Source organism: Frankia sp. CcMO1, from assembly GCF_977945845.1.
Map to the genome: position 1 here is coordinate 1 of NZ_CDWTMG010000072.1, position 19239 is coordinate 19239.

A 19239-nucleotide genomic window follows, 5' to 3' on the forward strand; every position below is an offset into this window, starting at 1 on the left:
CGACCGTGCCGCCGCACCGCGACGGCGGCGGCGAGCGCGGCCAGCCGCAGGTCGTCGTCCGGCACCGGCGGCAGGTATCCGGGCTCGGTCAGGGCCCGGGCCACGTGGGGCTCCAGCCGGTCCGCCCCCGCGGGGTCGATCAGGCCCTCGGCGAGCGCCGCGGCGACCACGCCCGCCGCGCCGGAGCGGATACCGAGGTCACCCTCGACGGTGCGGGCCCGCCACAGCGGCCCCGCGACGTCGTCGACCGGTTCGGCAGCGTCGGCCTCGCCGGGCGCCACGACCGAGTAGACGTCCGTCGTCGCACCGCCGACGTCCACGACCAGGACGTCGCCGCCGGCCCCCGCACGCTCCCGCACGTCGGCCAGGAGCTCCACTCCGGCGAGGACGGCGTCCGGCGTGGCCGCGCGCACGATCCGCTCGAACTCGGGACGCTCGGACAGCCCGCGCCCGCCGATGACGTGCCGGAGGAAGACCTCCCGGATCGCGGTGCGGGCGGGCACCGGGTCCAGCGTGCCGATCGAGGGGAGCACGTTGCCGGTCACGACGACGTGCCGCCGCCGCCGGGCCAGTTCGTCCTCGGCATCCGACGCCGCGACGACGTTTCCCGCGAGAACGATCGGGGCCGGCACCCGCGCGACGCCCAGCGCCCGGGCGTTGTGCAGCAGGACGTCGGCGTTGCCGCCGTCGGTGCCACCGGTGAGCAGGACGACGTCCGGACGTGCTGCCTGGAGGGCGTCGGTGGTCTCGGCGTCGAGCGGCCCGGCGTGCACGTGGACCACGTGGCCCCCGGCGGTCAGGGCCACCCGGTGGCCAGCCTCGGCGGTGACGGCCCGCTCGTAGCCGACCACGGCCACGCGCAGCCCACCGCCGGCACTGGAGCACGCGAGAACCTCGCAGCCGCGGACGCCGGCCTCTCGCTCGGCGGCCGCGCGGGCGGCGTCGACGCCGTCGAGGACGTCACCGCCCAGGGTCGTGGGCCGGGACGCGGTCGCCAGGAGGACACCCTCGGCGACGTCGACGAGCGCGACCTTCGTGAACGTCGACCCGATGTCGGCGCACACCACGACGGACCGCGTACCCACACCTCAATGATGCCGGTCGCTGACCACTCGCCACCCTCACTGTCACCCGCGCGACTCAAGGCTCTTTTGACACGGTTTCGCTGTCGAAGAACCTTGAGTCCGGTCAGTCGGGCGTCAATCCAGGGCTTGGGTCAGGTCCGCCACCAGGTCCGCCGCGTCCTCCAGGCCGACCGAGAGGCGGATGAGGTCATCCGGCACCTCCAGCGCGGACCCCGCCACGGACGCGTGCGTCATCCGGCCCGGGTGCTCGATGAGCGACTCGACGCCGCCCAGCGACTCGGCCAGCGTGAACACGGCCGCCCGCTTGCACACCGACAGCGCCTCCTCGGAACCGCCGACGACACGGAACGAGACCATGCCGCCGAACCGCCGCATCTGCCGCGCAGCGACCGCATGACCCGGGTGCCCGGGCATGCCCGGGTAGTAGACCTGCGCCACCCGCGGGTGCCGCAGCAGCGCCTCGACCACGGTCTCGGCGTTGTCGCAGTGCCGCTCCATCCGGACCGCGAGCGTCTTCAGGCCGCGCTGCACGAGCCAGGCGTCGAACGGGCCGGCGACGGCGCCCATCGCGTTCTGGTGGAACGCGATGCGTTCGACGGCGTCCGCCCCGACACCGCCGGCGCCGTCCATCCACGGCGCCTCGACGCCCTCGCGGACGACGACCGCGCCGCCGATGACGTCGGAGTGCCCGCCGCAGTACTTCGTCGTCGAGTGGACGACGACGTCGGCACCGAGCGCGAGCGGCGACTGCAGGTACGGCGTCGCGAACGTGTTGTCGACGACGAGCAGCGCCCCCGCGTCGTGGGCGATCTGCGCGAGCGCCGTGATGTCGGCGATGGCCAGCAGCGGGTTCGTGGGCGTCTCGACCCAGATCAGCCGCGTGACGCCGGGCCGGACCGTGGCGCGGACGGCGTCGAGGTCGGCGAGGTGCACCGCGTCGTGCTCCAGCCCCCAGGGACCACCCACGCGCGCGACCAGCCGGTAGGTGCCGCCGTAGGCGTCGTCGGGGAGGGCCAGGTGGTCACCGGGCCGCAGCAGCGCGCGGAGCACCGCGTCCTCGGCGGCCAGCCCGGACGCGAAGGCGAACCCCCGCGCGGCGGCGGCACCGGGCGCCTCGAGAGCGGCCAGGCACTCCTCCAGCGCCGTCCGGGTGGGGTTGGCGGACCGGGAGTACTCGTACCCCGTGCCCAGCCCCTGACGGAGCGCGCCGACGCCGTCCTGCTTGAACGTCGACGTCTGGTAGATGGGAGTGATGACGGCGCCGGTGGCGGGGTCCGGCTCCGAACCCACGTGGATCGCGCGGGTCGAGAAGCCGTGGCCGGCCGACGAGGCACCGGGCCGATGATCAGTCACGCTCCACGAGCGTACTCCGTGCCCGCGGAGCGGCCCGTGCGGCCCGCTTGTTGACCGGGTTCACGAACGGTGACTACCGTCACGTGCGGCTACTGGAACGACGTTCTGCCGAGTGCCCCCTGACCACCGACGACAGGACCGCGATCGCAATGCTGCGCAAGTTCACCGCCGCCCTCGTGGCGGCCTTCATGCTCGCCACCTGCCTCGCGCTGGCCTCCCCCGCTCAGGCGAAGGCCCGCCCGGCGCACCGGCCGATCGTCTTCGTGCACGGGTTCTTCGGGTCCGGCAGCCAGTTCGAGACGGCGGCGCGGCGGTTCGCCAGCAACGGCTACCCCGCCGACTCCATCGAGACGCACGAGTACGACTCCACCTTCGCCACCATCACCCGGGAACAGGTCTTCACCGAGTTGGACGCCCGGATCCAGCGCCTTCTGGCGAAGACCGGTGCGGACAAGGTCGACCTGCTCGGGCACTCCCTCGGCACGTTCATGTCGCAGAGCTACCTGACCAGTTCCCCGGAACGCGCGGCCAAGGTCGCGCACTACGTCAACCTCGACGGCGCCACCGCCACGGCACTGCCGGGAGGCGTGCCGACTCTGGCGATCTGGGGCGAGGGCGGCACCGCCCGCGCCGTGACCGGCGGCAAGAACGTCTACCTGAGCAACCAGTCCCACACCCAGACCGTGACGTCGACGGAGACGTTCACCGAGGCGTTCACCTTCTTCACCGGCCAGGCGCCCAGGACGACGTCGGTCCTCCCCGAGCCGGGCGTCGTGAAGCTGTCCGGCCGGGCCGTGCTGTTCCCGAGCAACGTGGGCGCCTCCGGCCGGAAGCTGGCGGTCTACGAGGTCGACGGCCGGACCGGCAAGCGCCTGCGCTCGCGTCCCGTGGCGACGTACGACGTCACCGGCGACGGCTCCTGGGGACCGTTCCGGGCCCGGGGCACCGCGTACTACGAGTTCGCCCTCACCGCCGCCACCGGGACGCACCACGTGTACTTCCAGCCGTTCCGGCGCACCGACCGCCTCGTCCGGCTGCTGACGGCCGAGCCGAACACCGGCCTGGACGCCATCACGGAGAAGAGTGACAAGCACGTCAACCTGTCGATCCTTCGGAACAAGGAGTGGTGGGGCGACCAGGGCGCCGACGGCGACACGCTGACGATCAACGGCACGAACGTCCTGAACGCCGCCACCGCGCCGCGGACCAAGCGGGCGATCGCCGTCTTCGCGTACGACGTCGCCAAGGACGGCGTCTCGCACCCGGACACCGCCGTCCCGGCCCTGGCCTCGCTGCCGTTCATGACCGGCGTCGACCTGTACGTTCCGGCCGCGAGCCAGCCCAGCGGGACGGTCAAGCTGGCTTCCGCGCAGCGTGGCGGGGACGGCCGGCCCGATGTCGTCAACGTACCGAACTGGCCGTCGACCACCGACCGCGTCTCGGTGCAGTTCAACGACTACAGCCAGGGCCGCTTCTGGAGCGGCTGGCCCGGCATCGGTCGCTGGTGACTCTTCGGTGACACGTTGAATTGCCCCGGTTGCTGACCATCCGGACCATCTTGACCGTCGGGTGGCACCTCACTACCGTCGCGGTCGTCTGGAGCGGCGTTCGGTTCCTGTCCGGCGCCGGACGGCTCGCGTGAGGAGCACTCGCAATGATGCGCAAGCTCATCGCCGCGATCGCCACCGCCACCCTGATCGCTTCCGGGCTCGCCGCCTGGCTGACGGCGGGATCGGCGCAGGCGAATCCGCGGCACAACGCACCACGGCCGGTGATCTTCGTCCACGGAGGATCCGGCTCCGGTGCCCAGTACGAGACCGCTGCCCGCCGCTTCGCCAGCAACGGGTACCCCGTCGACCACGTCGAGGTCCACGACTACGACTCGACGCTCGGCTCCACGACGGTCGCGCAGGTCCACGCCGGGATCGAGGCCCGGGTCACACGCCTGCTGGCGGAGACGGGCGCGGACAAGGTGGACCTGCTCGGCCACTCGTTCGGCACCGGCATCGCGCAGAGCTACCTGCGCAGCACGCCCGAGCGGGCCGCCAAGGTCGCCCACTACGTCAACCTGGACGGCGCCACGTCGACATCACTGCCCGGCGGCGTCCCGACGCTCGCGATCTGGGGCGAGGGCAGCACCGCCCGCACCATCACCGGAGCCAGGAACGTCTACCTGAGCAACCAGTCGCACACGCAGACGGTGACCTCGGCCGAGAGCTTCGCCGAGCAGTACGAGTTCTTCACGGGGCGGGAACCGCGCACCACGGAGATCCTCCCGCAGCGGAACATCACGCTGGCCGGGCGCGCCGTGCAGTTCCCGTCGAACATCGGCGTCACCGACGCGACGCTCGAGGTCTACGAGGTCGGCGCCCGCACCGGCAAGCGGTTGCACAAGCGGCCCGTCTTCACCAAGGCGCTCTCCGGTGACGGATCCTTCGGACCGTTCCGGGCACGCGGCCAGGCCAGCTACGAGTTCGCCGTCGTGCGGCCCACCGGGGTTCACCACCTCTACTTCCAGCCGTTCCGGCGCACCGACCACATCGTCCGCCTCCTGACCAGCACGCCGGGCACCGGCGTGGACGCGCTGGTCGAGCGCAGCGACCGTCACACCTCGCTGGTCGTGAACCGGTACAAGGAATGGTGGGGCGACCAGGGCGAGGGCAACGACGTCCTGTCGATCAATGGGACGAACGTGCTCACCGCGGCCACCGGCCCGCGCACCAAGCGTGCGATCGGCATGTTCGCCTTCGACGCCGGCTCGGACGGCGTCTCGCACACCGACGCCGTGCTGCCGGCATTGGCGCGGCTCATCTTCATCAGCGGGGTCGACCTGTTCATCCCGGCGGCCGACCCGCCGGATGACACGGTGCGGCTGGTGGCCCGCCAGCGCGGCGGCTCCGGCCGGCCCGACGTCGTCAACGTGCCCAACTTCGCGTCGAGCAAGCACCGGATCTCGGTGCAGTTCAACGACTACAGCGTGGGTGCGGGCCGCCGGAAGGGGGCCGCATGACACGCGGGACCATCCGTCGGCTGCTGACGGCGGTCGCGGCGCTCGCTCTCGTGCTGGCCGGCGTGTCCGCCGCATCCGCAGTGTCCGCGGGAGTGTCCACGGGAATGCCGGCCAGCAATCCGGCGGCCGCGGGCGCGGGCGCACCGCAGCGGCACCGCCCGTCGGTACGGCCGATCGTGTTCGTGCACGGCGGCTCGGGGTCGGCCAGCCAGTTCGAGACCGGCGCGAAGCGGTTCGCCAGCAATGGCTATCCGGTCGACCACATCGAGGCGCACGACTACGACTCGACGCACTCCACGGAGTCGATGGAGCAGATCCACGCCAAGCTCGACAAGCGCATCGACGCGCTGCTGGCTCGGACCGGCGCCGACAAGGTCGACGTCCTGGCCCACTCGTACGGCACGCTGGCGACGCTGACGTACATGAACAGCTCACCGGCACGTGCCGCGAAGGTGGCGCACTACGTGCACCTCGACGGCAGCAGCGGCCTCGGCCAGCCGCTGCCGAGCGGCGTGGCGGGCCTGGCGGTCTGGGGTGAGGGCCCGACCACGCGGCAGATCCCGGGCGCGAAGAACGTGTACTACCCCAACCAGTCCCACGTCGAGACGGTCAGCGCCGTCCCGACATTCAGGGAGGCGTACACGTTCCTCACCGGCCGGGCACCGCGCACCACGGAGATCCTTCCCCAGCGGCACATCACGCTGGCCGGGCGGACCTCACTGTTCGCGACGAACGTCGGCGTCACGAACGCGACGCTGAACGTGTACCGGGTCGACCCGAGGACCGGACGGCGCCTCGGCTCCCGGCCGGTCGCGACGAAGGCCCTCACGGGCGACGGCTCCTGGGGCCCGTTCCGGGCGCTGGGGACGGCGTCGTACGAGTTCGCGCTCACGTACGGCGACCAGATCCATCACCAGTACTTCCAGCCCTTCCGCCGGACGGACCACCTGGTCCGCCTGATCACCAGCTACCCGGGCACCGGCCTGGACCTGGCGATGGAGAAGAGCGACAAGTACGCCAGCCTGATCCTCCTGCGCAACAAGGAGTGGTGGGGCGACCAGGGAGCCGCGGGCGACGTCCTCACGATCGGGGGCAAGAACGTGCTCAACGCCTCGACAAGCCCCCGGACGAAGCGGGCCATCGGCGTCTTCGCCTACGACGCCGGGTCCGACGGCGTCTCGCACCCGGAGGCGGGGCTCCCGCAGTTCGCCACGCTGCCGTTCATCACCGGCGTCGACGTCTCCGTCGCCGGGAGCGACCCCGCTGGCGGCACGATCCGGCTGGAGGCGAAGCAGCGTGGCGGCTCCGGCCGGCCTGACGTCGTCAACGTGCCGAACTGGTCGTCGGCCAAGCACCGGATCTCGGTCCAGTTCAACGACTACAGTCCGGCGCTGCGGCGCGGCAAGGTGGCGTAACCGCAAGGTCATCGGCAATCGCGGGCAACCGCGGGTGCCGCGACGCACAAGGGCATCAGTTCGTGCTCGTGATCGGCCGGCGACCGGGGTGCGGGGACGGACGGGTCGGCCCGGACCCCGTGCAGGGCGAGCCCTGGTGCGAGGGGCCCACCCCGGGGGGCTGCGGGCGACTCGGGCAGGCCGGGCCAGTGGGGATCGTGCCGGGACGGGGACAGGTCGCGGCTGTCGGCCCCCAGGAACGGGGCCGTGGCAGCGATGAGGACGAGGGCAGCGAGGACGATGAAGAAGGCCATGCGCCAAAGATGCGCCTCAAGTGGCCTTGCTGTACATAGCCAGTTCAGGGACAGTGGCCTCATGACAAGCTTCGGAAGCGGTCCAGTTCGGCCTGAGCGGCGCATTGGAGCCCATCAACTGGCCCCATTGCTGGCGGGTTGGCGCAATCCGGCGGTCCGGGAACCGGGGTATCGGGCCCTCGCGGCCCGGCTGCGGGTCCTGGTGCTCGACGGCCGGCTCCCGGTGGACACCGTGCTGCCGTCCGAGCGGGCGCTGGCCGAGGCGATCGAGGCGAGCCGGACGACGACGACCGCTGCCTACCGCCTGCTCCGGGAGGAGGGGTACGCCTACGGCAGCCACGGCGCGGGCACGTGGACCGCGCTGCCGGCCTCCGATCCCACCGCCGTTCCGTGGCCGGCTGCCCTGGACGGAACCCCCGGCGCGGCGGACGGCCGCGGCGACCTGTCCGCGGCGGCGGCCAGCGCACCACCGGGGATCCACGCGGCCTACGTCGCGGCGCTCAGCGAGCTGCCCCGGTACCTGCCGGGCCATGGGTACGTGACCGCGGGCCTGCCGTCTCTGCGGGCGCGCGTCGCGGCGCTGTACACCGCGCGGGGGCTACCGACCGTCCCGGAAGAGATCATGATCACCTCCGGGTCTCTCCACGCCCTGCACCTCGTGCTCACCGAGGTGACTCACACCGGTGACCGCTTCCTGATCGAGCACCCGACGTACCCCATCAGCATCGACGCCGCCCGCCAGGTGGGCGCCCGGCCCGTCGCCCTGCCGATCGAGGGCGGCTGGGACGTCTCGATGGCGCGCACCGTGCTGCGTCAGACGGGGGCGCGGTTCGCGTACCTCCAGCCGGACTTCCACAACCCCACCGGCCAGCTGCTGGACACGGCCGGACGGGAGGCGTTGGCCGCCGCGCTGTCCGACGCCGGCTGCGTCGCGATCGTCGACGAGACGACGCAAGCCCTCGACCTGCGCACCGAGTTCGGCCGCCCGGGGCCGGTGCCGCCACCGTTCGCCGCCGTCGCCCGGCCGGGCCAGGTGATCACCGTGGGTTCCGCGAGCAAGATGATCTGGGGCGGGCTGCGGATCGGCTGGGTCCGCGCGGAACGGTCCCTGATCCGGCGCCTCGCGGTGGCCCGCGCCTCCGACGACCTCGGCAGCCCGATCCTCGAGCAGATCGCCGTCGCCAACCTGCTCGACCGGCTCGACACCTTGCTCGCCCACCGGCGGTCCGAACTGGCCCGCCAGTGCCGGGCCCTCCAGTCCGCGTTGCGGGTGCACCTGCCGAGCTGGTCTGCGCCGGAACCGGACGGCGGCATGGTCCTGTGGTGCCGGCTGCCGGAGCCACGCAGCAGCGAGCTGGTCGGGACGGCGCGGGCGATGGGAGTGACGCTGACCTCCGGGCCCCGCTTCGGCCTCGACGGCGCGTTCGAGTCTCGCCTGCGGATCCCGTTCGCCCGGCCCGCTGAGCAGCTCGCCGCCGCTGCCGCCCTGCTGGCGCGGGCGTGGGAGGCACCCGGACGGCTGGCGTCGCCGGAGATGGAGGCGGACGTCGTCTGAGCGGTCGCTCGGCGGCTCGGCGGCTCGGCGGCTCGGTGGCGCTGGGCGCCGGGAACGCTGGCGGCGGCGTCGCGGTTAAGGGGTACGGACTCGGACGCAGGCGGCCCTCGCGGGCGGACCGAGCCATGGAGGAGGCACCGATGATGTTCGGCAGCAGGCTGAAGTCGACGATGGTTCCGCGCGAGCGCGCGCTCGCCGGCCGCGAGCACCGGCCGTACTCCGTCCCCGCGGCGCACGCCGTCCTCGGCACGCCGCTGGAAGGCCCGTGGCCGGACGGAACGCAGGTGATCTACCTGGCGCTCGGGTGCTTCTGGGGCGCGGAGAAGGCGTTCTGGCAGCTCCCCGGCGTGGTGACGACCGCCGTCGGGTACCAGGGCGGGTTCACGCCGAACCCCACGTACGAGGAGACGTGCACCGGGCTCACGGGGCACACGGAAATGGTGATGGTGGCGTACGACCCGTCGCGGGTGACGGCCGCCGACCTGCTGCGGGTGTTCTGGGAGCACCACGACCCCACACAGGGCTTCCGGCAGGGGAACGACCTGGGGACGCAGTACCGCTCGGCCGTCTACTGGACGACGGATGAGCAGCGCGAGGCGTACGAGACGACGCGTACCGCGTACGAGGCGGCGCTGAAGTCGCAGGGGTTCGGCGAGATCACGACGGAGAGCGGGCCGGCGTCCGAAGCGGTCCCCTTCTACTACGCCGAGGGCTATCACCAGCAGTATTTGGAGAAGGTGCCGAACGGGTACTGCCCTGACCACGGGACCGGCGTCTCGTGCCCGATCGGGTTGGGCGTGAAGGCGACGGAGAGCTGAGCCGACCAAGATCGCAGCACAGGATGAGGACTGCCCGATATTTCGGGCAGTCCTCTTCACAACTGATGATCTTCCGGTGCCCTGACGAGACTGAACTCGCATCGCGGCCCAGAGGACTTGACCAGTCGCTCGTCGGCGGTGATGAGAGTCGCATCGAACCGCTCGGCGAGTGCGACGTAGGTCGCGTCGTACGCCGTGAGGTTGTCGCGGAGGGCCCAGACCCGGTCGAGCAAGGGCACGACGTCATAGCGATCAAGGGGCATGCGGCGTAGGTCCTGGATCGCCCGAGTCGCCGTCTCCAGGTGCAGCTTTCCTCCGAGGACGCGCCCCCGCAGAGCGTGCATCACTTCCACGTCCAAAAGGGTCGGTGCGATCAGTTCTTTGACGGCGAGCGCTGATCGAGCTACATCCCCGGCGGTTCCCGCGTCCACCAGAGCGGGCACGACGACCGAGGTGTCCGCCACGGAGATCAATGCTCGGCTTCTCTCTCCCGCATGGCACGCACGTCATCCACAGCCTCTGCTAGCTCGTAGCTTGCGCCGCCCTCATGGGCACGCCGTCCTACGTCCGACCAGAACTCAGCAGGCTCAGGGCGGCGAGCCTGCGTAACTAGCATCGCCCGCAAGTACTGCTGCAGAGACTGCCCAGCCGCTTTGGCACGGCGAACCAACTCCGCCTGGACGTCGTCGGGGACGTCCCGCACTTGAATGATTGCCATGCATGTATTTTGCATGCACTGCTGACGACCCGCAATCTCCGGCCTCCGGTCACTTCCCAGTTCCCGACACCTCGGAGCTATTGCGACAGAGGTAGGACTACCACCAGCAGGACCTCTTCAAGGTGCCGAACGGCTACTGCCCCGATCACGGCACCGGCGTCTCGTGCCCGATCGGCCTGGGGGTAAAGGCGACCGAGAGCTGAGCGCGCCAAGTCTTCGATCAGTCGTCAGCCGGCAGAAGCCTGAGCCGCTCGCCCTTCGGCAGGTGGCTTGGCGCCACGATCAGGAAGTCTCGCCGATCTAGGGCCGCCACCTCACGGAGATCGAGACGCTCCGCCAGCGCGACGACGCATGCGTCGACCACTTGAAGACGAATGGATTCGTACGTCGCCAGGAGCTGGGACATGCGTCGGTAATCGTGCGGGGTGGCCTCGATGACACGCAGTTCGTCGTCCGCGATTGCCGCGCAGAACTCTGCGGCGAGCGCGGCACTCCCGCGGCGGAGAGGATCTGCGAGTAGGTGGCAGACCTCCGTCACTGCCAGCGACGGAACGACGAGCCGGCTCCAGTTTTCAGCGAGAAAACCGACGCACCGTGCGTGATCATTGTCGGCACTGTTGAAGGCAGCGACCAGCGGCCCAGTGTCACAGAGGATCACGCCGAGGCTGCTCCGCCCGACGGTTCCGCGTCGCGCGTGTAGGTCAGATATCGATCATGGTTGCGCCCGAGATCGGCTGGCCCTTGCAGCGCTCCGACCAGCGCAGCCAGGTGCTTGGGCAGGCCCGGGCCGACGACTTCCTCGTCGCCGTCGTCGGTACGCACCTCGTCGCTCACGACTCAGAGTCTAGAGCCCAACCAGAGCGAGAGGGCCGACCGCCACTCGGGCAGCTATTGCGACAGACGTAGTACTACCACCAGCAGTACCTCTTCAAGGTGCCGAACGGCTACTGCCCCGATCACGGCACCGGCGTCTCGTGCCCGATCGGCCTGGGGGTAAAGGCGACCGAGAGCTGAGCGCTTCTCGCTGCCTGAGCCATCCGACGAATTGGAGTCCCGTGTCTGCACGGGCACCGGGCTACCATCGAGGGTGTGGCGTACGAGCGGATCACGATGTCCCCGAACCGGATGACAGGCTTACACACCGCACTAGTAGATGACCCTGAGCGGTCAACGGTCGTCGGAAGCATCCGGAGCCTCACTGGTTAGCCGACCGCGATCTCACTCCGCTGGCCCCGACATGATGCCGAGAATCTCGCCGATGCGCTGGCGCGCGGTCTCGTCGCGACCAGCGGGCACGTGGGCCTACTAGTCGATCGGGGTGAGGTAGGCGTGAACGAAGAACGTTTTGACGGTGGCGCTGTGGAGGTGGCCACCTACGGTCTGATCGTTCTCGCGGCACAGGACGACGTGCACGTGCGTGGTGCCGTTGAACACCTCACCGGTGCCGGTGAGTTCGAGGGGCTCGGTGTAGGTGGTGACGTTGTCGATGCTGGCGTCGTGTCGGGCCATCGTGCTGATCGTCGCCTCGTCAACGGCGCCGACGAGGGTGATGGAGGCATCGGTGATGCCCGCTTCGGCGACCGCTTTGGTAATCGTGGTCAGGACTTCGGCGCCGGGCTCGACGGTGATGCGGGGCATGGTCTGCCTCTCGGAGGTGGATCTCGGGATGGGTGGGTGGATCAGTGAACGAGTGCCCGGCGCGAGAGCGCGCGGCCGTAGACGGTGCGCAGGGCAGGTAGCGGCTCATCGGCGAGGGCGGCCTCTAGCGCGGTGGCGGCCTCGGCATGTGCGGGGTGGTCAGGGGATGCCCAGATGTCCGCGAGAACGTAGGCGCTGCACCAGCGTGCACCGGCGTCGTCGGGGTTGTGCAGTTCGGTGCTCAAGGCTTCGAGCGAGTCGGGCGCGACGTGGCGGCTGATGTGGGGGTCGGCGGCATGATCGCGGGCTCGCTGCCAGGGAGTTGACAGCACGCGGGAGACAACGGCGGTGAGGTACCGGTGCCGCATGGGGCCGTCAGCGGAGAGTGCGTCTACGGCAGATTCGGCGACGTCGTGGCCGGACATCTTGGCCGCGATGCCGGATGCGTTGACGCGCAGCACGGGGTCGGACGCATCCTTGATCCACGACACGAGGGGGTTAGGTCTCATTCCGTCGGCCGCGATGAGGGCGGCGATGGTGAGGTCAAGGGCGTGCGAGGTCTGCTCACTGGCAACGCGGCGGGGATCGCCGGACAGGATGTCGGCGGCGATCTCGTCGGCCGTGGCGAGTTGGTCACGCTGGAACAGACCTGATGTGAGACTGGCGGTCGCGAGTCCTCCGGTAGCGAGGAAGGCGCGCCTGGACATGCGCATGTACCCGACGGTATCGGCGCCGGAGATGTAGGGCACGAAGACGATGTCGCCATTGATAGCTGGCGTCAGCGTGGATGCCGCCAGTTCTGCAACGGCCGCGCGGCTCTGATGGACCTTCGCATGGGCTGATAGGCGGGCGGCGTCGGCGAAGTCCCAGAGCCGGGCGAGCACACCATCTGTCGCCAAGACGTCATCGCTGATCTCGGCGAACTGGCGATCACTGGGCAGTCGCTCGCCTCGCTCGACATTCGCGAGATACCCCCTGTGCACGACTCGCCCAGCCGCGCGGTACTTCTCGCAGAGCGCGGCCAGGGATAGGTCCGCTCGTTCGCGGGCCTGGCGAAGTTCGGCCCCGAACAGGTGAGTGGGCGAATCAGCGGGGGGCACGCTGCCAGGTGAACGGTTCACCGCGAGGCCCCTCCCGTTAGCCGAACGCCGGTCCTCACTGTCGCCAGAACGCGGTGGCGACACCGTACGCCTTCCGAGCACGGGGACGTGCCCGTTGACTTGATGATGACGGGGCGGGGTGGTGCTGGACAAACCGAGCCCACCACCCTCTCCGTCACCCAAGGCGACTGACGACCCGGCGGATGCAGGAGAGGGAGGTGGGGCTCGTGTCGCGGCCGCAGGTGGTTCTCGGTTATCAACGGGTGCACGTGGGGGCGTCGGAGGCCGACGTCCGGGCCGGGCGGCGCGCGCTGGAGGGGTTTGCCGACGGCGTGGGCCTGCGATTGCTGCGGGTCTACGTCGACGCGGACGCGAACCGGCCATGCGGGGGCCTACTGCAGTTGATTCGGGCTGTGCGGGAGACCGGAACCAAGGTCGTTGCGGTGCCGACTCGGGGGGATCTGGGCGGCACGCAGTACGTGCAGACGGTGACCGCGTCGATCATCCGGCGGGAAACAAATGCCGAGGTCCTGGTGGTCGATGAGATCGACACCAACGCGGGCGTACAGGTCACGGCGGAGGGCTCGCAGTGAGGCCGGGCCTGGTGGCCGAACGGACGGCGGAGGGCGTGGCGCTGCTGCTGCCGTTGTCGACCGGCCTATCGGTTCGGGTGGAGTTCAGCATCGGCGGGGATCTGATGCACGTGCGATACGGCGATCATGGCGCGGCGGTGCTGGACCGTGACCGGGTCCGGCGCTGGCTGGCGGCCCCGCGCGGGGAGTTCGTCACCGACGAAGTGATGCTCGTAGAGGAGGGTCACAGGGTCGCGTTCGTGGTCCGGGGCCTGGCGTGGTGGTGGCTGACCCGCGATGCGTTCGACGCGCTAAGAGCGGCGGTGTGAACGGCATGAACGACGACCTGATCGGCGATCACGACGGCGACGCGATGAACGACACGACGCCTGGCTTGGGCGGTGACTGGGCGGTGCCGGATTGGGGCGTGGGTGAGCCCCCGGCGATCTCGCGGGTTCGGGATCTGTGGCTGGGTGGGCTGGACAACTTCAAGAGCGACCGGGTCGCGGGCGCGGCGGTGACGGAGTTGGCGCCGTGGATGGCGGGCGCGGCGAAGGTGTCGCGGGCGTTCCTGAGCCGGGCTGTGACGGTGATGGCCAAGGCGGGGGTGGATCAGTTTCTCGATCTCGGCTGTGGTCTGCCGTACCGGCGGGGGGAGAACGTCCACGAGATCGCGCAACGGGCCCGGGGCACGGCGCGGGTGGTGTACGTGGACAACGACCCGGTCGTGATGGCTCACGCGCGGGCACGGCTGGCCGTCGATCCGCAGACGATCGCCGTGGAGGGCGATGCGCGCGAGCTGGTGGAGATCTTGACCGATCCGCGCCTGGTGGAGTCGCGGCACCTGGACTGGGCCCGGCCGGTCGGGGTCCTGATGATCGGGCTGTTGGAGCACCTGAGCGGCGCCGAGGCGATCCGCGCGGTGCGGGTGCTACGGCAGACGTGTGCGCCGGGTAGCTACCTGGCGATCGCGCACACCACGGCGGATCCGGCGGTGTTCGAGCACGTGAACGAGGTGAGCGCCGAGGAAACGATGCTGACGGCGATCAGCGCCACGATCCGCCGCCAGAGCGCGACACCCAAGGGGCCGGTGAGAACGCGGACTGTCGGGGGCGTGATTGAGGTGCTCCCGGACCTGGACGCGGCGGGGTGGCATCGGGCGACGCTGGCGGCGGGCGAGGTGTACCGCAGGTTGATCGGGCCGCTGTACCCCCGTTCGTGGGAGCAGATCCGCGGCTTCCTGGACGGCTACGACCTGAACGCGGCAGGCCCCGGGCTGGTCGGGGTCGACCTGTGGCAGCCGGTACGCACCCGCCCGGGCGTTCCGTCGCCGACGGTGGCGGGCCTGGGGCGACTACCGGAAACCGAAGACGCCGCAACCGAGGAGACAGCGGATGACGTGCCCGGACGGGCCCGATGGCGGAGATCATCAAGCTGTTGGAGGCGGACGGATGGGTGCTCAAGCGGACCACGGGTTCGCACCGACACTTCTCCCATCCGACCAAGCCTGGCCTGGTGACGGTGGCAGGTCGTCCCAGCGCGAGCTTGAAGCCCAAGACCGAGGGGAGCATCCTGAAAACAGGCCGGCTTGAGGAGGGAACAGCCATGAGGGGCTACGTGGTCGTCTTCGAGGGCGACGAGCAGTCCGGGTACTCCGCCTACAGTCCCGACCTGCCCGGAGTGATCGCCGCAGGGGACACGCGCGAGGAGGCCCAGACGCCGATGCTGGAGGCCATGGCCGAGCACCTTGCGTTGCTCCGCGAGACCGGGCAGACGGTTCCGGAGCCGGGAACGAACGTCGACGTCGCAGTCTTCGGAGTCCCGGCCGCGTAACAGTATCTTCGTCTGTCCCGGTCGGTGCCGCTGAGTCCGACACCCGGACTGTCGCTGCGTGGCCTGCGCCGGTGGTGACGCGGGATCTGTTCGCGATGCTGAACGGGCTGCTGGACCCGCGCAGGACCGGGTGGCGGCGGCACCCGTTGGGGTACGTGCTGGCGGTGACGTTCTCGGCGTTCATGGTGCCGGGGTTCGAGTCGCTGGAGGCGGTCGCGCAGTGGGCAGCGGCCCGGACCCGGGCGCAGTTGGTGCGGCTGGGGGCTGGGCGGATCCGTTCGACGGCACGGTGCGGGCGCCCTCGGAGAGCACGATCCGGTGGCTGCTGACGCACCTCGATCCGCAGGCCCTGGTCGCCGCGTGCGTGGCCTGGACGATCACTCACCGGCTCGATACCGATGCTGGTGTCGACGCCGGCGCCCAGGGGCAGGCGATGGCTGCCCGGCTGCTGTCACGCGGTAGCGATGGACGGCAAGTCCGCCCGCGGCGCCAAGCGGGCTGACGGGTCGATGCCACACTTCATGTCCGCCGTCACCCACGCCGACTCGCTTGTGGTCGCGCAGACACCAGGTCCCGGACAAGACTTCCGAAATCGACGCGGTAGCAACCCTGTTGACGGATCTGGGACACCTCCGGATGGGACCTGGAACACACCGTGATCACGATCGATGCGCTGCACACGGTGGCCGCCACCGCCACGGCGATCTGGGCCGCCGGCGCCCACTACGTGATGACCGTCAAGGGCAACAGGAAACGTCTGCAAGCAGCGTGCGCGGCAGCGTTCAAGGCCGCTGTGGCCGACCCCCAGCGGCAGGTCCACCACGACCGGCAGGCCGGCCGCAGGCACGGCCGGACCGAGGAACGCCACCTCAGCGCCATCACCATCAACCCGAGGACGCCATCGACTTCCCGCACGCAGCCCAGATCGTGCGGGTGGTCCGCTACCGCGGTGGCCTGGACGGGCAACGCACCAGCAAAGAGGTCGTCTTCGTGATCACCAGCCTGACCGGTGAGCAGGGCGACGTCACCGCCCTGGCCCAGTACATCCGCGAGCACTGGCACAGCGAGAACGGTGTGCACTACCGCCGAGACATGAGCTTTCACGAAGACAGGTCACATGCCCGGACCGGCAACCTGCCCGCCGTCCTGGCCTGCGTCCGCAACACCGTCATCGCCGCCCCCACCCTCGCCGGCGCCACCGCCATCCCCCGCGCCAGACGCTGGGCGAGCGAAACACTCGAACGCATCATCGAACTCTTCACCGCAGGACCAAACCAGGACATAGCTTCGCTATAGCGGGGGCCCTGCCGTGACCCAGCGGAGGTGGGTGATGATGTGCAGCTGCCGAGGGCAGCGTCAAGAGCCGCTCGCCGCTTCGGCCTCGTTCCAGATCTTGTTCAAGTACTCGAACCAGCGCATGCCCTGGGGGCGGTAGCGGGACAAGAGATATCCGCCGATCACAAAGGAGTAGCCCACGAGGTCCTCCTGAGACATCGACGAGTAGTCAGGATCTGCGCTCGACGCTTCCTTGAGGAAGCTCGCGACCGACTCCACGCTGCCCAGGGGAGCCCAGTCGCGTTCCTCGGCGACGATGTCCTCGGCGAAAGCCCGTAAACCCTCGTCTGAGAGCTCGTTCCTCAGGACGTCCCGGACCACATATCCGCACACCAGCGTGGCGTAGGTGACGGCCAGCGTCGACTCGCGTTGATCGAGTGGCCTCAGCGCCTCCTTCATCTGCTCGGCGTTCCTGCCGATGACACCACTGAAAGCTTCCCGAACGCGTTCCTCGACTCCTTCGTCAATGGCCATCCGCTCCACCTTCCTATTCATCGTCCTTCTTCTCCAGGCGACGCTGCCACCAGGTCGCCGCCGCATCGTATGTGCCAGCGACGAGAACGATCCCGACCGCGATGAGCTTGTTCGGATTGGCGAGCACTGCAACCACACCAGCGCCGGTGGCGACGCCCTTGGGGGAGTAGGTCAGCGCAGAGTCGACGCCTCGTCGCCAGCGGGCGTGTGAGGGATCGTCGCGCGGCCCCTTGCGTGCGCCGATCTTGGCGTCCGCACTGGCCCTGCGGGCTGTTGAACTAGGCGATTGCGGCCCGCCGCGCTGCGATGCGGCCGGCGCACCTGCGCGGCCGCCCGCAGCGGGGCCGCTCGCTCTTCAACCCTTGGCGGCTTGGCCGAGACCGATGGCCTCCTCCACGGGGTCGACGCCGCCGGACAGGTGGACGCGGGCCTTCTCGATGGCGTCCTGGAACGCCTGCACCTCCTGGGCCTTGTCGTCCACACCCGCTGCGACCATCTGACCGACAGCGTCCTCGGCCTCGGACTCCGCCTCCCCGGCCGCGCCGATGGCTTCGTTCGTCTGATCGAGCGCTCGCTGCAGTGCGGTCAGGGCGTCATCGACTACAGCCCCGACCTCCCCGGCCTGTTCGCCACCGGAGAGACGCGCGCGCGGACGCAGTCGCTCATGCTGGAAGCGATGGCCCAGCATCTGACGATGCTCCGCGAGACGGGGCAGACCGTCCCAGAGCCGGGAACGAACGTCGACGTCGCGGTCCTCGGAGTCCAGGCCACGTAGCGGCTGGGCAGCACCGTCAGCGTTGCTCGCCGCGTCTGTACGGGACGCCGTCATACGTCGGCATTCGCAGGTTCTGCGATGAGATCGCCAGCACCAGCAACGTGACGATGTACGGCGTCACCGTCGTCACCTCGTTCGGCAGCGAGTCCACCAGCAGGTAGATGACGAGCAGCGCCACCGCGATCCCGGCCAGCACGATCCCCGCGACCGCCCGGCGCCGCCACAGCTGCCAGGCGGCGAGCCCGGCCAGGGCCAGCGTCGCGAACAGGAACAGCGCCAGCACACCTCCGGATCCCTGCTCCCGCAGGCGGACGGCGTCCGCGTACCCGAAGAGCAGCGACCCCGACGCGAGCCCGGTCGGCCGCCAGTTCCCGAAGATCATCGCGGCAAGGCCGATGAAGCCTCGCCCGCCGGTCTGCCCCTCCTTGTAGAGGCCGGAGAACAGCACGATGAACAGCCCGCCCAGCCCGGCGAGGGCACCGCTCGTAACCACGGCGACGTACTTCATCAGGTAGACGTTCACGCCCAGCGACTCGGCCGCGTACGGGTTCTCCCCCGCCGACCGCCAGCGCAGGCCGAACGCCGTCCGCCAGAGCAGGAACCACACCGCGGGCAGCAGCGCGATGCCGAGGATCTCGAACGGCGTGACGCCGGTCAGCACGCCGCGCAGCAGCCCGGCGACGTCCGCCAGGACGACGATGCGGCTGCCTTCGAGGTCGCCGAGCAGGTCCGGTCCGGACGCCAGCAGCGGCACGTCGAACGACGGCACGCCACCCGAGATGGTCGGGGACTGGGTCGGCCCGCCCCCGGGGACGCCCTGGAACTCGATCTCGGACAGGAAGCGCGCCAGGCCCGCGGCGAGCAGGTTGATCGCGACACCGCTGACGATGTGGTCGACACCGAACGAGACCGTCGCGACCGCGTGCAGCAGACCGCCCATCGCCCCGCCGACGACGGCGCCCACGAGCGCGGCCCACGCGCCCCACTGGTACCCGGCCCAGCCCGCGCCCCACGTGCCGAGGATCATCATCCCCTCGAGGCCGATGTTGACGACGCCGGCCCGCTCGGAGACCAGGCCGCCGAGCCCGGCCAGCGCGATCGGCAGCGACAGCGAGAGCACCGCGGCGGACGTCCCGGTGCTCGTGAGGACGTCCTCGCCCGAGAGGAGGCGCGCGATGGACAGCAGCAGGATCGCGGCACCCACCAGGAGCAGCGCCCCGCGGGGCCGCGGTCGGATCCGGCCGCGCGACCGCCCAGGCGGAGTG

The 19239-nt window shown here is 70.3% G+C and carries 24 protein-coding genes; 12 read left to right on the top strand and 12 right to left on the bottom strand.

The window, feature by feature from the left end; genetic code table 11:
- Both AC08OU_RS11300 and AC08OU_RS11305 read right to left on the bottom strand, forming a co-directional pair.
- Nucleotides 1-1085, bottom strand: a 1085-nt coding sequence (locus AC08OU_RS11300) for a glutamate mutase L (protein WP_476604859.1), incomplete at its 3' end; no start/stop codon positions are given.
- Nucleotides 1086-1199: 114 nt separating this feature from the next.
- Complete coding sequence (locus tag AC08OU_RS11305; RefSeq protein ID WP_476604860.1) at nt 1200-2438, bottom strand: cystathionine gamma-synthase; 1239 nt, start codon at nt 2436-2438, stop codon at nt 1200-1202.
- A gap of 47 nt (nt 2439-2485) precedes the next feature.
- Here AC08OU_RS11305 and AC08OU_RS11310 point away from each other — a divergent pair, with 47 nt between their 5' ends.
- The 3 genes from AC08OU_RS11310 (at nt 2486) to AC08OU_RS11320 (ending at nt 6863) form a co-directional block, all read left to right on the top strand.
- Nucleotides 2486-3946 carry an alpha/beta fold hydrolase gene (locus AC08OU_RS11310; RefSeq protein ID WP_476604861.1) on the top strand — a complete coding sequence of 487 codons (1461 nt, stop codon included), beginning with the start codon at nt 2486-2488 and terminating at the stop codon, nt 3944-3946.
- Between the two features lie 146 nt (nt 3947-4092).
- Nucleotides 4093-5448: an alpha/beta fold hydrolase gene (locus AC08OU_RS11315; RefSeq protein ID WP_476604862.1), complete on the top strand. Its 1356-nt coding sequence runs from the start codon at nt 4093-4095 to the stop codon at nt 5446-5448.
- Nucleotides 5445-6863 (top strand): lipase/acyltransferase domain-containing protein, encoded by a 1419-nt coding sequence (locus AC08OU_RS11320; protein WP_476604863.1) that lies wholly within the window; start codon nt 5445-5447, stop codon nt 6861-6863. The genes AC08OU_RS11315 and AC08OU_RS11320 overlap by 4 nt, the downstream gene beginning before the upstream one ends.
- Nucleotides 6864-6871: 8 nt before the next feature.
- On the opposite strand, the gene AC08OU_RS11325 is transcribed toward AC08OU_RS11320, so the two are convergent.
- Nucleotides 6872-7156, bottom strand: coding sequence for a hypothetical protein (locus AC08OU_RS11325; RefSeq protein WP_476604864.1), 285 nt, complete (start codon nt 7154-7156; stop codon nt 6872-6874).
- A gap of 61 nt (nt 7157-7217) precedes the next feature.
- On the opposite strand from AC08OU_RS11325, the gene yczR reads away from it, so the two are divergent.
- Together yczR and msrA are read left to right on the top strand one after the other, a co-directional pair.
- Complete coding sequence (gene yczR / locus AC08OU_RS11330) at nt 7218-8711, top strand: MocR-like transcription factor YczR (RefSeq protein ID WP_476604865.1); 1494 nt, start codon at nt 7218-7220, stop codon at nt 8709-8711.
- Nucleotides 8712-8851: 140 nt separating this feature from the next.
- Complete coding sequence (gene msrA, locus AC08OU_RS11335; RefSeq protein ID WP_476604866.1) at nt 8852-9529, top strand: peptide-methionine (S)-S-oxide reductase MsrA; 678 nt, start codon at nt 8852-8854, stop codon at nt 9527-9529.
- Between the two features lie 56 nt (nt 9530-9585).
- Here the strand turns inward: msrA and AC08OU_RS11340 are convergent, their stop codons facing one another.
- From AC08OU_RS11340 to AC08OU_RS11365, 6 genes are all read right to left on the bottom strand, one after another.
- Nucleotides 9586-9993: a type II toxin-antitoxin system VapC family toxin gene (locus AC08OU_RS11340; protein WP_476604867.1), complete on the bottom strand. Its 408-nt coding sequence runs from the start codon at nt 9991-9993 to the stop codon at nt 9586-9588.
- A gap of 5 nt (nt 9994-9998) precedes the next feature.
- Nucleotides 9999-10262: a FitA-like ribbon-helix-helix domain-containing protein gene (locus AC08OU_RS11345; RefSeq protein WP_476604868.1), complete on the bottom strand. Its 264-nt coding sequence runs from the start codon at nt 10260-10262 to the stop codon at nt 9999-10001.
- A 205-nt stretch (nt 10263-10467) separates the two neighbouring features.
- Nucleotides 10468-10905: a type II toxin-antitoxin system VapC family toxin gene (locus AC08OU_RS11350; RefSeq protein ID WP_476604869.1), complete on the bottom strand. Its 438-nt coding sequence runs from the start codon at nt 10903-10905 to the stop codon at nt 10468-10470.
- Nucleotides 10902-11081 carry a hypothetical protein gene (locus AC08OU_RS11355; protein ID WP_476604870.1) on the bottom strand — a complete coding sequence of 60 codons (180 nt, stop codon included), beginning with the start codon at nt 11079-11081 and terminating at the stop codon, nt 10902-10904. Before AC08OU_RS11355 ends, AC08OU_RS11350 begins: the two co-directional genes overlap by 4 nt.
- Before the next feature lie 471 nt (nt 11082-11552).
- On the bottom strand, nt 11553-11885 hold the full coding sequence (locus AC08OU_RS11360) for a PCC domain-containing protein (RefSeq protein ID WP_476604871.1): 333 nt from the start codon (nt 11883-11885) through the stop codon (nt 11553-11555).
- 41 nt (nt 11886-11926) lie between these two features.
- Entirely contained in the window at nt 11927-13006 is a 1080-nt protein-coding gene (locus AC08OU_RS11365) for a helix-turn-helix domain-containing protein (protein WP_476604872.1), read from the bottom strand.
- Nucleotides 13007-13203: 197 nt separating this feature from the next.
- On the opposite strand from AC08OU_RS11365, the gene AC08OU_RS11370 reads away from it, so the two are divergent.
- The 7 genes from AC08OU_RS11370 (at nt 13204) to AC08OU_RS11400 (ending at nt 16686) form a co-directional block, all read left to right on the top strand.
- Nucleotides 13204-13578: a hypothetical protein gene (locus AC08OU_RS11370; protein WP_476604873.1), complete on the top strand. Its 375-nt coding sequence runs from the start codon at nt 13204-13206 to the stop codon at nt 13576-13578.
- An 11-nt stretch (nt 13579-13589) separates the two neighbouring features.
- Nucleotides 13590-13886, top strand: a complete 297-nt coding sequence (locus tag AC08OU_RS11375) for a hypothetical protein (RefSeq protein WP_476604874.1) — start codon at nt 13590-13592, stop codon at nt 13884-13886.
- A gap of 5 nt (nt 13887-13891) precedes the next feature.
- Nucleotides 13892-15076 (top strand): SAM-dependent methyltransferase, encoded by a 1185-nt coding sequence (locus AC08OU_RS11380; protein WP_476604882.1) that lies wholly within the window; start codon nt 13892-13894, stop codon nt 15074-15076.
- A complete protein-coding gene (locus AC08OU_RS11385; RefSeq protein WP_476604875.1) occupies nt 14974-15390 on the top strand; it encodes a type II toxin-antitoxin system HicA family toxin in 417 nt (138 codons plus the stop codon). The genes AC08OU_RS11380 and AC08OU_RS11385 overlap by 103 nt, the downstream gene beginning before the upstream one ends.
- Nucleotides 15391-15610: 220 nt before the next feature.
- The gene (locus tag AC08OU_RS11390) at nt 15611-15892 is read left to right on the top strand and encodes a hypothetical protein (RefSeq protein ID WP_476604876.1); all 282 of its coding nucleotides are present in this window, start codon (nt 15611-15613) and stop codon (nt 15890-15892) included.
- A gap of 153 nt (nt 15893-16045) precedes the next feature.
- Nucleotides 16046-16384: a hypothetical protein gene (locus AC08OU_RS11395; protein WP_476604877.1), complete on the top strand. Its 339-nt coding sequence runs from the start codon at nt 16046-16048 to the stop codon at nt 16382-16384.
- Entirely contained in the window at nt 16381-16686 is a 306-nt protein-coding gene (locus tag AC08OU_RS11400; RefSeq protein ID WP_476604878.1) for a hypothetical protein, read from the top strand. The genes AC08OU_RS11395 and AC08OU_RS11400 overlap by 4 nt, the downstream gene beginning before the upstream one ends.
- A 60-nt stretch (nt 16687-16746) precedes the next feature.
- On the opposite strand, the gene AC08OU_RS11405 is transcribed toward AC08OU_RS11400, so the two are convergent.
- The 3 genes from AC08OU_RS11405 to AC08OU_RS11415 form a co-directional block, all read right to left on the bottom strand.
- Nucleotides 16747-17220: a hypothetical protein gene (locus tag AC08OU_RS11405; RefSeq protein ID WP_476604879.1), complete on the bottom strand. Its 474-nt coding sequence runs from the start codon at nt 17218-17220 to the stop codon at nt 16747-16749.
- A gap of 334 nt (nt 17221-17554) precedes the next feature.
- Nucleotides 17555-18028 carry a hypothetical protein gene (locus tag AC08OU_RS11410; protein ID WP_476604880.1) on the bottom strand — a complete coding sequence of 158 codons (474 nt, stop codon included), beginning with the start codon at nt 18026-18028 and terminating at the stop codon, nt 17555-17557.
- On the bottom strand, nt 17991-19239 hold a 1249-nt coding region (locus AC08OU_RS11415), incomplete at its 5' end, for an ABC transporter permease (RefSeq protein WP_476604881.1). The genes AC08OU_RS11410 and AC08OU_RS11415, both read right to left, overlap by 38 nt.

What these genes read in the sequence shown, in the direction of transcription:
- AC08OU_RS11315 (WP_476604862.1), top strand. Translation starts at nt 4,093, where the DNA reads ATGATGCGCAAGCTCATCGCCGCGATCGCCACCGCCACCCTGATCGCT.
- AC08OU_RS11320 (WP_476604863.1), top strand. Translation starts at nt 5,445, where the DNA reads ATGACACGCGGGACCATCCGTCGGCTGCTGACGGCGGTCGCGGCGCTC.
- AC08OU_RS11325 (WP_476604864.1), bottom strand. Translation starts at nt 7,156, where the DNA reads ATGGCCTTCTTCATCGTCCTCGCTGCCCTCGTCCTCATCGCTGCCACG.
- yczR (WP_476604865.1), top strand. Translation starts at nt 7,218, where the DNA reads ATGACAAGCTTCGGAAGCGGTCCAGTTCGGCCTGAGCGGCGCATTGGA.
- msrA (WP_476604866.1), top strand. Translation starts at nt 8,852, where the DNA reads ATGATGTTCGGCAGCAGGCTGAAGTCGACGATGGTTCCGCGCGAGCGC.
- AC08OU_RS11345 (WP_476604868.1), bottom strand. Translation starts at nt 10,262, where the DNA reads ATGCAAAATACATGCATGGCAATCATTCAAGTGCGGGACGTCCCCGAC.
- AC08OU_RS11360 (WP_476604871.1), bottom strand. Translation starts at nt 11,885, where the DNA reads ATGCCCCGCATCACCGTCGAGCCCGGCGCCGAAGTCCTGACCACGATT.
- AC08OU_RS11380 (WP_476604882.1), top strand. Translation starts at nt 13,892, where the DNA reads ATGAACGACGACCTGATCGGCGATCACGACGGCGACGCGATGAACGAC.
- AC08OU_RS11385 (WP_476604875.1), top strand. Translation starts at nt 14,974, where the DNA reads ATGGCGGAGATCATCAAGCTGTTGGAGGCGGACGGATGGGTGCTCAAG.
- AC08OU_RS11405 (WP_476604879.1), bottom strand. Translation starts at nt 17,220, where the DNA reads ATGAATAGGAAGGTGGAGCGGATGGCCATTGACGAAGGAGTCGAGGAA.
- AC08OU_RS11410 (WP_476604880.1), bottom strand. Translation starts at nt 18,028, where the DNA reads ATGACGGCGTCCCGTACAGACGCGGCGAGCAACGCTGACGGTGCTGCC.